We start from the raw sequence: 12998 nt of genomic DNA, 5'->3' as shown, positions 1-12998 counted from the left end.
CATAAGGCCAAGGGGGATTTGGCCGTTCATGAATATCAAAACCGATGATTCTACCACTCATGTTGAAGGGTGCTAGAGATACGTGGTGCTTTTATCAGCTTATTTTAATTGATAGAGTTAGCAGGCACTCAGGCATGATTAGTTAAAATACTATAAACACCATAATCAATAACTATTAGATGATAAAAACTATGGAACCACGCGCAGAAATAAGACGTCGTACCCGGCTGTCGCCGGAAGCTCGTCGCTCCCAATTGATGGAATGTGCCATCGAGGTGTTCTCCCGCCGCGGTATCGGTCGTGCTGGCCACGCCGAAATTGCCGAGCAGGCCAAGGTCTCTGTTGCCACTGTCTTCAACTATTTCAACACCCGCGAGGAGTTGGTAGATGAGGTATTGGCCGAGATCGAACGTTTCGTGAACCAGATGTTGTCGCAGGCATACAGTGGCAATGGTTCAATGTTCGACAAGATCAAGCGCCATGTGAGCTTGTCTGTCGATGCGGCCTACGACCAGCCCGATTACGCAGGTATCTGGCTGGAGTGGAGTTCCTCGGTTCGGGAAGAGGTATGGCCCCGCTATACCCGGCTGCTCGATCAGTGCCTTGAGCTGATCGCCAGCGAGCTGCAAACCGCCATGGATGCTGGGGAGATCACCAGCGTGCTGTCGGCACAGGATCTGGCCCGCTCTTTGACCGGTTTTGGCTATGTGATGATGCAGATGATCAATCAACCCCAGCGCCCGGCGCGCGAAGAGGTGACTGATTTCCTGTTCAAGTACGTGACGGCACCTATTCAGGCTTGCTGATACGACTTAACGAAAAAAGGCGCCCCTCATCAAGGGGCGCCTTTTTTTATCCGCTTTGTCTGGCCTGCTCAGCCGTGTCCATAGCCCCAGCGGTGGGTCAGCTCATGCTCGACACCCAGATGATCGAGGATGCGGGCGACCATAAAGTCCACCAGATCCGCAATGCTCTTTGGCTCATGGTAGAAGCCGGGCGCGGCGGGCATGATGGTCACCCCGAGCCGCGCCAGTTTCAGCATGTTCTCCAGATGGATCGCCGAGAAGGGGGTTTCGCGGGGCACCAGGATCAGCTGGCCACGCTCCTTGATCACCACGTCCGCCGCCCGCTCCAGCAGGTTGTCCGAGGTGCCGTTGGCAATGGCCGAGACGGTGCCCATGGAGCAGGGGCAGACCACCATCTGCTTGGGCGCGGCCGAACCGGAGGCGACCGGCGAGAACCACTCCTCCTTGCCGCAGGCCACGATCTGCCCATCGATGGCGCCATATTGGCGACAGAGATAAGCAGAGAGCTCTTTCGGCGAGCCGGGCCAATCCTGCTGCTGCTCGGTTTTGAGTACCACACGAGCCGCCGAGGAGGCGAGCAGATAGACCCGATAGTCCGCCTGCACCAGACACTGGAGCAGGCGCAGGGCGTAGGGGGCGCCGGAGGCGCCGGTCAGCGCCAGGGTGATCGCTTTGTTCATAGTTCGCCGTGGTAATCCTTGAGGCGGGCGATCAGCTTGTCATGAATGCCACCGAAGCCGCCGTTGCTCATGATCAGAATATGGTCGCCATCACGGCTCTCGGCCACCAGCCGGTTGATCAGGGTCTCCAGATCGTTGAACACCTTGGCCGGTCGGGTCATATGGGCAGTCACTTCGCCGAGATCCCAGCCGATGTTGGGAGGCTGGAAGAAGAATACCTCGTCAGCACCATCGAAGCAGCCGGCCAGCTCCTCCTTGTGTACCCCCAGTTTCATGGTGTTGGAGCGCGGCTCCAGCACTGCCAGGATACGGGCTTTGCCTACCTTGGCACGCAGACCGCCAAGGGTGGTTTCGATGGCGGTGGGGTGGTGGGCGAAGTCGTCATAAACGCTGATGCCAGCTACCTCGCCCTTGAGCTCCATCCGCCGTTTGGGGGATTTGAACTGGCAGAGGGCTGCAATACCGTGCTCCACCATGACACCGGCGTGGCGGGCAGCCGCGATAGCCATCAGGCCATTGTTGACGTTGTGCTCGCCGATGCACTCCCAGTGCACCTCGCCCTGCTTTTCGCCATCCAGCCACACCTCGAAAGCGGAGCCGTCATCGGCCAGCTTGACCGCTTTCCACTTGGCGTCGTCCTGACCGACCAGCTCCACTTCGCTCCAGCAGCCCATCTTGCGTACGGCGGTGAGGTTGTCATCCGTTTGCGGGAACAGCACCCGGCCGTTGCTCGGCACTGTGCGCATCAGGTGGTGGAACTGGCGCTGGATGGCGGCGAGATCCGGGAAGATATCGGCGTGGTCGAACTCCAGGTTGTTCATCACCAGGGTACGCGGGTGGTAGTGAACGAACTTGGAGCGCTTGTCGAAGAAGGCGCAGTCGTACTCGTCCGCTTCGATGACGAAGAAGGGGGCAGAGCCGAGACGGGCGGAGACCGGGAAGTTGCCCGGCACGCCGCCAATAAGGAAACCGGGCTCCAGTTTGGCGTACTCCAGCACCCAGGCCAGCATGCTGGCGGTGGTGGTCTTGCCGTGGGTGCCGGCAACGGCCAGTACCCAGCGATCCTGCAGCACATGCTCCAGCAGCCACTGGGGGCCGGAGATGTAGGGCAGATTGCGGTCCAGCACATATTCAACACAGGGGTTGCCGCGGCTCATGGCGTTGCCGATCACCACCAGATCCGGCGCCGGATCGAGTTGGGAGGGGTCATAGCCTTCGGTCAGTTCGATGCCCTGTTGCTCGAGCTGGGTACTCATGGGGGGATAGACGTTGGCATCCGAACCGGTCACCCGATAACCAAGCTGTTTTGCCAACACCGCCAGACCACCCATAAAGGTGCCGCAGATCCCGAGAATGTGAATATGCATACCGCTTCCTTTCGCAGTAAAGGGAAGTGGGCATTCTAGGGGGTGTTGCGGTGGTGGCACAAGCCGCACTCATGGTGAGAGGCCCACAGATGACGCACTGGAGGCAGAAATATTGTCGCTGTCGCGGTGTGCGAGGCTGGAGTGGGTTGCTGGGTTTTATTTGAGGCTTGATTTTGTGTCGCACTTTCTTACAATTCTTCGGTTTTGTGACGCACCCTGCAGTTTTACGATATCGCCCTTTTCAAACGGAGAGTCCCCATGGGCAAGTTCCTGATTTGCTATCTGGTCGGTGGTCTGGTGGCCATCAGTTGGGCTGCGCTGCCCGCTCATGGTCCCTGGGATCAGTGGGACCTCGCGATTTTTCATACCGTCAATGGCTGGCTCGGGCAGTCTGCGCTGTGGGCCGATCTGGTGGCCATCACTAATAACCGGCTGTTCGATCTGGTAGTACTGACCTGTATGGGGTTGATCCTGGCCCGCTGTTTCTTTGCCCGGGATTTGGCGGGGCGTCGCCAACTGGTGGCGATGGGCATTGTCATGCTGCTGAGTGCACTGGTGATCAACCAGCTTGGTCACCGATTGCCGGTGGAGCGGCCCAGCCCGACCCTGATGGTGCCCGATGCGCTGCGGGTGACCCAGCTAAGCGGTATTCCGACCAAGGACTCTTCGGGCGATAGTTTCCCGGGGGATCATGCCCTGTTCCTGATGATCTTCGCGGGTTACGCCTTACGTTATCTGCCACGTTGGGCGGGTCTCACCGCATTGTTGATGGTGCCGCTCTTTTCCGCACCACGCATTCTGGCGGGCGCTCACTGGTTTACCGATGTCTACGTCGGCGCACTGGGGCTGGCCACCCTCTGCCTGCCCTGGTTGCTGCTGACCCCGCTGGCGGATCGGCTGATTGGACGCATCGTTCCCTATCTCGCGCCATTACCACTATTACGTAGTCAGACTCACTGATTGAGTACCACAAAATAAAACGCCCCGATATCAAGATATTGGGGCGTTTTATTATCAGTCCGCTAGAGATCAGCTTTGATAGCCGTTCGGATTCTGGCTTTGCCAGCGCCAGGTATCGATCATCATCCGCTCCAGACCGCGCTCTGCCTGCCAACCCAGCTCGGCACGGGCCTTGTGCGGCTCGGCCCAGCACTCGGCGATGTCGCCCGGGCGACGGGGTTTGATCTGGTAGGGAATGGTGCGACCGCTGGCCACTTCAAATGCCTTGATCATCTCCAGCACCGAGTACCCCTGACCTGTGCCCAGGTTATAGGTAAAGACGCCGGTATCAGACTCGATGCGTGCCAGCGCTTTGAGGTGACCGATGGCGAGATCCACCACGTGGATGTAATCGCGCACGCCGGTGCCATCCGGGGTCGGGTAGTCGTTGCCAAATACCCCCAGCTCCTTGAGCTTGCCGACACCCACCTGGCTGATATAGGGCAACAGGTTGTTGGGGATGCCGTTGGGATCTTCACCAATCAGGCCGCTCTCGTGGGCGCCTACCGGGTTGAAGTAACGCAGCAGTACGATGGCCCAGCGGGGATCGGATTTGGCGAGATCACGGAGGATCTCCTCCACCATCAGCTTGGAGCGACCATAGGGGTTGGTGGCGCTGGTGGGGAAATCTTCCCGCAGCGGTACCGAGGCGGGATCGCCGTAGACGGTGGCCGAGGAGCTGAATACCAGCCGGAAAACCCCAGCCTTGGCCATCTCTTCGCACAGCACCAGGGTGCCGGTGATGTTGTTCTGGTAGTAGGTGAGCGGGATCTGGCTCGACTCCCCGACCGCCTTGAGACCGGCGAAGTGGATCACCGATTTGATCTGATGGTTGGCAAACAGCTGCTGCAGACAGGCTCTGTCCAGCACATCCCCTTCGACGAAGATGACCGGCTTGCCGGTGATCTGTTCGACCCGCTTGAGTGACTCCGGTGAAGAGTTGGAGAGGTTGTCCAGCACCACGACCTGCTGCCCCGCACCGAGCAGCTCAACCAGGGTGTGGGAGCCGATATAGCCGGCACCCCCTGTGACCAGTATTGTCATTTTTTATCCCGTGTTCTGGTGAAACTGGGGCAGAGTCTAGCGCCCCTGTCTAGTTGGGAAAAGGTTGGGATACCGATAACGCGTTCACCGCACCTCACAGAAGCCTTCACCACACCTCAATAATCGAGACTGATATCCCCTTTCGCAGTGCAGGAGCATGCCAGAGCAATGCCGCTCTCCAGATCCTGAGCACTCAATGTCATCACGCTCTGGCGCTCGATGTCACCAGTGGTGGTGCAACGACAGCTGCCACATACTCCGGCGCGACAAGCAGCCATCATGGTTTCACCAGCAGCTTCCAGCGCAGCCAGCAGGGTCTGACCCGGCAGGATCTTCACCTTTTTGCCGCTCTTTTTCAGGGTCAGCCAGAAGTGGTCGCTGGTGGTGGTGGCGGGGTCTGTGGGGGGAAGGCCAAAGGACTCCTGATGCAGCTGATCCGGCGGCAATCCCAGCTCAGCCAGCATGGCGCTGACCGCCGCCATATAGGGGGCCGGGCCGCAGAGATAGACATGGCGTTCGCGCAGATCTGGGGCCAATTCGGCCAGCATGGCGGGGGTAAGTCGGCCAATCCAGGGGTGATCTGCAGGTGCCTCTTCCAGAATCAGGGCATGGCGTACACCGGCATGGGTCTCAGCCAGTGCAGCCAAGTCATCTGCGAAGATCACATCTGCTGGCGAGCGGGCGCTATGAATAAAGCGGATATCGGCATCCGGCCGTTTGGCGAGCTCGTCCCGCAACATGGCCCACATGGGGGTAATGCCGGAACCGGCACTGAGCAGCAGTGGCCGTTCGCAAGGCAAGGCAGTCAGGTTGAAGTCGCCGAACGGGCCATCCACCCGGATCTCGCCCCCCACTTGCAGGGTCTGGTGCATATGGCGAGAGACCCGTCCCACATCCTTGATAGTCACTTGCCAGCATTCATCCTGCGGGCTGGAGGAGAGGGTATAGGCGCGGCACTCCGGCTGGCCGTCAATCTCGGTATGCAGGGTGATGCACTGGCCAGCCAGCACGGGAGGGAGGCTGCCGGAAAGCGGCGCCAGCTGCCAGCTCACGACGTCGTGGGTGTTCTGTTGGCGGCCAATGCAGGTGAGCGTGAGAGAGGTCATCACAAGGCTCCTTAGGTTTGAAACGGTTCGAAAACGTCTGGTGAAAAAGCCGGATCCAGAAAAAAGGCGAGCCGGACGGCTCGCCAAACGCTTACAACATGAGGTGCCGATTAAGCCGCCAGGATCTCGGCCAAGTCAGCCTCGGCCGTGGTGGTCCCTTTCAGGCCAAACTGCTCCTCCAGCACCTTGAGCAGAGCCGGGGTGAGGAAGGCGGGGGCGGTCGGGCCGGTACGAATGTCCTTCACCCCGAGGGAGAGCAGGGTGAGCAGAATGACGATGGCTTTTTGCTCGAACCAGGAGAGCACCAGCGTCAGCGGCAGATCGTTGACCCCGCACTCGAACGCCTCGGAGAGTGCCAGCGCCAACTGAATGGCGGAGTAGGCATCGTTGCACTGACCCACGTCCAGCAGACGCGGAATGCCGACGATGTCGCCAAAGTCGAGCTTGTTGAACTTGTATTTGCCGCAGCCCAGGGTGAGCAGCAGGCTGTCGCGCGGCGCCGCCTTGGCAAACTCGGTGAAGTAGGCGCGCTCGGCCTTGTCGCCGTCACAGCCACCCACCAGGAAGAAGTGGCTGATCTCCCCGGCTTTGACCTTCTCAATCACTGCGGGCGCAGCCTGCATCAGGGCGTTGCGGGCAAAGCCGATGGTGATGAAGTGCTCGAGCTCGGTGTGCTTGAAGCCTTCCAGCGCTTGTGCCTTGGCGATCACGGCGGAGAAATCATCCCCCTCCAGATGGGTGACGCCCGGCCAGCCGACGATGGAGCGGGTAAAGATGCGATCCGAGTAGTTGCCCACATTCGGGTCGATGATGCAGTTGGAGGTCATCACCACGGCGCCCGGGAAGTTGGCAAACTCCTTCTGCTGGTTTTGCCAGGCGGAGCCGTAGTTGCCCACCAGATGGGGGTACTGCTTGAAGAAGGGGTAGGCCAGCGCGGGCAGCATCTCGCCGTGGGTGTAGACATGAATGCCGGTCCCCTTGGTCTGTTCCAGAATGAGTTTGAGATCCATCATGTCGTGGCCGGAGACCAGAATGCACTTGCCGGGGATCGGCGTGACCCTGACCCGGGTCGGCTCCGGATGGCCGAAGGCGCTGGTTTCACCGAGATCCAGCATCTCCATGATTTTGAAGTTGAGTTGACCGATCTCCATGGCGCAGTTGAACAGCCGACCCATTTCGCTCGGATCTGTGCTGAGCCAGCTCATGATGCGGTGGAATTCGGCGGCCACCTCGTCACTCTGCTGATCCAGCACCCGGGCGTGCTCCATATAGGCGGCTGCACCCTTGAGGCCGTAAAGGCAGAGCAGACGCAGCCCCATGATGTCCTCGTTTACCTCGTTCTTGCCCCGATTCGGGGCGGCTGGTGCGGCATGGGCAAGTTGTTCCAGCAGTTCGGCACCGGGTTCGAAGTAAGCGGAGTGTGGCAAGTCGTTCACCTGCACCGCCATGGTGCTCAGACGATCGGCCAGCTGCTGGCGATAGGCGAGGGCCTGATTGACGTAGGCCACGATGCGATTCGAGTCGAAGTTGACGTTGGTGAGGGTAGCGAAGAAGGCCTTGGGCACGAAGGCATCGATTTCGCGATCTATGATGCCCTGCTCACGGGCGGCCAGCGCCCAGGCGCTGAGCCCCTGCAGGGTATAGATCAGCACATCCTGCAGATCCGAGGTTTCAGCCGTCTTGCCGCACATACCTTGTGCGTAGGCACAGCCGTTGCCAGCCGGGGTACGAATAGTCTGTTCACATTGCACACAAAACATCATGCCTCTCCTAATTGGACATTTCAGTTGTCTGTTTTGTGGCGATTCTATTCCTCTCGCGAAAAACTTAATAGGCATTCAATTTGCCAATTAAGATTCCCTTGATGCAGATCAAAAACAAAAAAAGCCGCCCAAACAGGGCGGCAAGCGGGTGGATAAAAGGAGAGACAACTCAGGTTTGCAACAGAACATAACAATCAGATGGATTGGGCCGTGGTCTGGTCAGGAGCTTTCGGCCCGGTGCTTACTCAAGCCAGCATACGTACGCTGTAGTCGACTTGGTTCACTATCAGGCCAGATAAGCGCGCAGCATCCAGACCAGTTTTTCCTGCTGCTGCACATAGTCGGAGAGGATGGAGGCAGTGCCCTCATCACCAGCTTCGGCTGCTTGACCCAGAATACGGCGCTGGGCGACCAGCAGTTCGCGGAAGCTCTCCAGCAGGGATTCGACACAGGCGCGGCCATCGTGCAGCCCTTTTTGCTCCGGGATGGCAGAGACTTTCAGATAGTCGCTGAAGCTGTGCATCGGCACTCCATCCAGGGTCAGGATCCGCTCGGCCAGTGCATCGACTTTCAACAGCAGGTCGTTGTAAATCTCTTCAAATTTCAGGTGCAGTTCGAAGAACTGGTTGCCACGGATATTCCAGTGGAAGCCGCGCACGTTCATGTAGAGGATCTGGTAGCTGGCCAGCAATTTGTTCAACTCGGCTGCCAGGGCTTGTGATTGAGCAGTATCAAGACCAATCGGGCTTTTCATCATTCACCTCCAGATTTGGAAATCGGTTTTAAATTCTCTTTCGGAACGCAGTCAGAATAACGCCTTGCAAAATGCAGGGACAATTGCTTGTGCCTAACTGTTTGATAGCTAACGGCTATCAAACAGTACGCAGCAACGGTGACAATGGATGAGGATTAGGGGAAGTATTTTTCGAGCAGCGCCATCAGGATGGCCTGGCACTCGCGGTCCGGTTTGCTATCGACCCTGCTGGCTCGAAAGTGGAGCTGAAAGGCGCCCATGACGGCGCGGCTCTGCTCATCCCACTGGCCGCTCCGGGGCAGGCCATAGCCATAGCGGGCCAGCTGCTGCTGCCACATGGCCGCATCCCAATCGGGCAAGGGGCTGGCCAGTAACTCGGCCACCCGACCTTCATCTGGCCAGGCGCCGACTCCGTACGTCAGATAGAGCTGGCGCCAGGGGAAGTGGGGGCCGGGATCCTGCTTGCGCTCGGGGGCGACATCGCTGTGGCCCAGCACCTGGGTCGGTGGAATCTGGTAGCGGGTGACCAGCTCCCGGCTGAGGGCGCCGACGGCGGCAATCTGCTGCGGGGTATAGGGTTGCCAGCGCCGCGCATCGGGGGCCAGCGGCTCATCTTCTGCTGGATAGCCGAGGTTGACGATCTCGATGCCAAGAGAGCTGGCATTGAGCCCGGCATATTGGTGCCAACGGCTGCGTCCCGCATGCCAGGCGCGCGCGCTGTCTGGCACCAGCTGATAGACGGTGAGCGGTGTTTTGTGGCTGTCGCGGGGGATCAGGTAGTGGGCGCTCACCTTGTGCTCCGGCTCGGTCAGCAGGCGCAGGGAGTTGGCATCATCTTCATCGGTGTAGTGGAGGATCAGAAAGGCGATCCGCTCGTTCTGGTTGGCGCTCTGATAGCGGGTCGAGAGCTGGTACTCGGACGGAGTACAACCACCCAGCAGCAGAACCAGTGGCAGAAAGAAGAGGGGAAGAAGACAGCGCCAGCGCCATCCCCCTGCCACAGCCAGGCTGCTGAACGTGGGAGGAGTGAGTCGCTGGCACATGTCGAAGGCCCGGTCTGGTCAGTCGCGCGGCTGGTTAGCCGCGGTATTTGGCCGTGAGACCGATCAGGAAGTTGCGCAGGATCTGATCCCCGCAATCCTGATAGTGCTTGTGATCCTTGGAGCGGAACAGGGCACTGAGCTCGGACTTGGAGAGGTTGAAGTCGGCGAGCTTGAGGGTGCCGAGCATATCCTCTTCCTTGAAGTTGAGACCGATGCGCAGCTTGCGCAGGATCATGTTGTTGTTGATCCGGTTCGGGATCACCTGGGCCGGTGCATCTTCGCGCACGCCGCGGCGGGCGATGATGAAACCGTCGAGGAACTGGCTCAGGGCCGAGTCGGGACAGGCGACATAGCCTGCCTCTTGCTCTTCACCTTCCGCCGCCTCTTTCATCAACCAGCTGTGCAGCTGGGCGTGAGTGACCGTCAGGTTGCCCTTGGCAAACATCTCGACCATCTGGTCGTTGCTGATGGTGAGGGCGTAGCGCAGACGGCGCAGAATATCGTTGTTGGTCATGCTGACTCCTGTGTAAACGGCGCAACTTTACCATCTGGCGGCCCTCGCGTCAGAAAAAGCGGGGGCCGATACAGTTCAGGTCAAGCTCATCAAGCTTTGCCGAGATAGCGGGGCGCCTCCTGGCGCACCAGTTCCAGCGCATCTTGCAGCTCCAGCAACTCGGGTTCCAGCTCGCTGACCGGCACGCCGTCGCGTAGCTGTTGCTCCAGCTGGGAGAGCAGCCGTTGCAGCCCCGGCACCCCGGAATAGGCACAGCCGCCGTTGAGGCGATGGAGCTGGGCCAGCACTTCGCTATCTTCAATTTCGCCAGCCAGCGCGCTATCCAGCACCGGCTCGACCTCGTCAAAACTGGCCAGCAGCATGGTCAGCATCTCTCTGGCGAGATCCTCTTTCCCCGCCGCCTGCCGCACAGCCAGTGCCCAGTCGATCTGCTGGGCACCATCATTCTGGTGGCGACGATGGGCAAAGTCGGTGATGAGCTGGGCCAGCATGCTCTCGTCGATGGGCTTGGCCAGATAGTCGTCCATCCCCTGCCGGATCAGCCGCTCCCGTTCTCCGGGGATTGCGTGGGCGGTCACCGCCACGATCGGGGTGGTGGTGTTGAGGGACTGGTTGCGGATCGCTTGGGTGGCACTGATGCCATCCATGATCGGCATCTGGATATCCATGAAGATGATGTCGAACGGCTGGCTCTGTGCCTGCTTGACCGCCTCCTTGCCGTTTTTGCACACCACCACCTGACTCACCATCTCCTTGAGCATGGCGGCGATCAGCTTGAGGTTGGCGGCGTTGTCATCCACCGCCAGCACCTTGATGGGCTGCAACTGGCGCGGCGCAGGCTGGGCGGGCAGCTTCTGGCGGCTCGATTCCGGCGAGAGCAGGGCGTGCAGCAGCTTGCGATGGTTGACCGGTTTGGAGAGACAGTGCTGGGCGCCATGGGCCAGCATAGCTTCATAGAGCGCCGGCTCGTGGCTGCTGAGCAGCACTATGGTGTTCTGCTGCTGGCCGTTCAGTCTGTCGAGACGGCCGATCACCTGCTGCGGCGTATGCAGGGTGCTGCTGCCAATGATCACCATCTCCTGCTCGCTCATCTCGGGCCAGGGATCATCGCTGGTCAGTGGGTGCACATCGAGGTGCCACTCCGCCAACAGGGCGAGCAGAGAGGCTTGTGCGAAGGGATCCGGTTCCAGCAGCCAGAGCCGTTTGCCACGGATCCGATCCAGCGGCAGTTGATCGGTCTGGGGCAGGGGGGAGACCTCCACATCCAGACTGAACGAGAAGATGGATCCCTTGCCGAGCTCCGATTCAAAGCGGATCTGGCCGCCCATCTGCTGCACCAGCTTCTGGGTGATAACGAGGCCCAAACCCGTGCCGCCATAACGGCGGGAGATGGAGGAGTCGGCCTGATTGAAGGCCTGGAACAGCTGATGTTGCTGCTCCTGGGAGATTCCGATGCCGGTATCGCGGATCTGGACGTTGAGCCTCACCTTGTGGTTGCCACTGCCGGTCTGCTCGATATGGACATCCACGTTGCCCTGTTCGGTGAACTTGATGGCGTTGCCGGTGAGGTTGGTCAGCACCTGTTGAAGACGCATGGGGTCGCCGGTGAGGTAGTCCGGCACATCGGCATCCACCCGCAGGGAGAGCTCCAGTTGTTTGTCGTGGGCGCTGGGGCCGAGCAGGTGCATGGTCTCGTTGAGGGTATCGCGCAGGCTGAACGGGATATGTTCCAGCTGCAGCTTGCCCGCTTCCAGCTTAGAGAAGTCGAGGATGTCGTTGATGATGCCAAGCAGGTTGCGCGCCGACTTCTCGATGGTCTGCATGTAGTCGGTTTGGCTCGGGGTCAGGCTGGTTTTCAGCAACTGGCGGGTAAAGCCGATGACCCCGTTGAGCGGGGTACGCAATTCGTGGGACATGTTGGCCAGAAACTCCGACTTGACCCGCGCCGCCTCTTGTGCCCGTTTCTTGGCCATGTCGAGTTCGACGTTCTGGATCTCGATCTGCTCCAGCGTTTCGCGCAGGTCAGAGGTGGCCTGATCGATATTCTGCTGCATCTCTTCGTGATATTCGGAGAGCGCCTTGGCCATGGCGTTGATGCCGTTTTTCAGCATATCCAGCTCGCCGGTGAGTTGCCCGCTGACCCGGGTATCGAGCCGCCCCTCCCTGATCTTGTGCACCGCCTGCACCATGTTGGTGATGGGCTGGGTCACGCTCTTGACTAAGCGGAAACCAAACAGGGTACTGAAGGCGACCCCGATGAGCACCATGATCACCGCAAAGAAGGTGTCGCGGTATTGCAGCAACATGGCCCTGTCGGTCGCCATCTGCATCGAGATGTAGCCGATCATCGGCGGCTCTACATCGCTGGGCAGCGGGAAGCCATCGAGGCTGGTTTCAGCCTGGATCGGGGTGCGCAAAATGATGTCGTCCCCCTGAAACGTCACGCTGGTCAGATCCGGAATGGGCTCGCCATCGGGCAGCCTGAGCCGGGTGAAATCCCGGTGGTAGTTCGAGGTGACGAACAGCTGGTTGTCCTGGGTGAAAACCGCGATGGATTTGATGAAGGGGGAGTTCTTGCGGTGGGTCAGGCCAATCAGACGCTTGAGGGATTCGCGACTGTGCTGGGTCATCCCGTATTCACTGGCGATCGCCAGCGGTTCGATGATGTTGATCCCCTGATCAATGAGGTTGTTTTCCAGCTGCTGGTAGCGGTGGAAGGTGAAGTAACCGGCCATCAGGCCACCGATGATCAGGGTCGGCAGGATGGTGAAGGCGAGAACGCGTGCTCTCAGGCCATATTTGGTCATACGAACAGGCCACCAGTGAACAGGGTTGGCGATAGGGTTGATGGCAATACACGGGCTCTGTGGCCGTATTTGGTCATACTATTATTCTTGTGGGACAATACCCGGCAGCAGATTC

Annotated in this window: 11 protein-coding genes; 2 read left to right on the top strand and 9 right to left on the bottom strand. The window is 59.5% G+C overall.

Annotated features, from left to right (window positions below; translation table 11 throughout):
* Positions 1–191: 191 nt before the first annotated feature.
* On the top strand, positions 192–806 hold the full coding sequence (locus tag G5171_RS18015) for a TetR/AcrR family transcriptional regulator (protein ID WP_216979454.1): 615 nt from the start codon (positions 192–194) through the stop codon (positions 804–806).
* Positions 807–874: 68 nt separating this feature from the next.
* Here the strand turns inward: G5171_RS18015 and G5171_RS18010 are convergent, their stop codons facing one another.
* Together G5171_RS18010 and mpl are read right to left on the bottom strand one after the other, a co-directional pair.
* The gene (locus G5171_RS18010) at positions 875–1486 is read right to left on the bottom strand and encodes a flavin prenyltransferase UbiX (protein WP_216979453.1); all 612 of its coding nucleotides are present in this window, start codon (positions 1484–1486) and stop codon (positions 875–877) included.
* A complete protein-coding gene (mpl, locus tag G5171_RS18005; RefSeq protein ID WP_019445347.1) occupies positions 1483–2853 on the bottom strand; it encodes a UDP-N-acetylmuramate:L-alanyl-gamma-D-glutamyl-meso-diaminopimelate ligase in 1371 nt (456 codons plus the stop codon). The genes G5171_RS18010 and mpl overlap by 4 nt, the downstream gene beginning before the upstream one ends.
* A 258-nt stretch (positions 2854–3111) precedes the next feature.
* On the opposite strand from mpl, the gene G5171_RS18000 reads away from it, so the two are divergent.
* Complete coding sequence (locus tag G5171_RS18000) at positions 3112–3813, top strand: phosphatase PAP2 family protein (RefSeq protein WP_421260532.1); 702 nt, start codon at positions 3112–3114, stop codon at positions 3811–3813.
* 69 nt (positions 3814–3882) lie between these two features.
* Here the strand turns inward: G5171_RS18000 and galE are convergent, their stop codons facing one another.
* The 7 genes from galE to barA form a co-directional block, all read right to left on the bottom strand.
* Complete coding sequence (gene galE, locus G5171_RS17995) at positions 3883–4896, bottom strand: UDP-glucose 4-epimerase GalE (protein ID WP_005343309.1); 1014 nt, start codon at positions 4894–4896, stop codon at positions 3883–3885.
* 116 nt (positions 4897–5012) lie between these two features.
* Positions 5013–6002 (bottom strand): 2Fe-2S iron-sulfur cluster-binding protein, encoded by a 990-nt coding sequence (locus G5171_RS17990; RefSeq protein ID WP_421260531.1) that lies wholly within the window; start codon positions 6000–6002, stop codon positions 5013–5015.
* Between the two features lie 110 nt (positions 6003–6112).
* Positions 6113–7762: a hydroxylamine reductase gene (hcp, locus tag G5171_RS17985; protein WP_421260557.1), complete on the bottom strand. Its 1650-nt coding sequence runs from the start codon at positions 7760–7762 to the stop codon at positions 6113–6115.
* 289 nt (positions 7763–8051) lie between these two features.
* Positions 8052–8519, bottom strand: coding sequence for a Dps family protein (locus G5171_RS17980; protein WP_021229540.1), 468 nt, complete (start codon positions 8517–8519; stop codon positions 8052–8054).
* Positions 8520–8674: 155 nt separating this feature from the next.
* Complete coding sequence (locus G5171_RS17975; protein WP_421251178.1) at positions 8675–9562, bottom strand: N-acetylmuramoyl-L-alanine amidase; 888 nt, start codon at positions 9560–9562, stop codon at positions 8675–8677.
* 34 nt (positions 9563–9596) lie between these two features.
* Positions 9597–10076 carry a DUF1456 family protein gene (locus G5171_RS17970; protein ID WP_005335594.1) on the bottom strand — a complete coding sequence of 160 codons (480 nt, stop codon included), beginning with the start codon at positions 10074–10076 and terminating at the stop codon, positions 9597–9599.
* 89 nt (positions 10077–10165) lie between these two features.
* Positions 10166–12883, bottom strand: a complete 2718-nt coding sequence (gene barA / locus G5171_RS17965) for a two-component sensor histidine kinase BarA (protein ID WP_421251179.1) — start codon at positions 12881–12883, stop codon at positions 10166–10168.
* Positions 12884–12998 lie beyond the last annotated feature (115 nt).

The sequence above is a fragment of the Aeromonas sp. 600774 genome, from assembly GCF_049175075.1.
GTDB lineage: Bacteria > Pseudomonadota > Gammaproteobacteria > Enterobacterales > Aeromonadaceae > Aeromonas > Aeromonas veronii_A.
The sequence above is the reverse complement of the archived record's forward strand: the minus strand, read 5'-3'. Positions and strand labels throughout refer to the sequence as shown.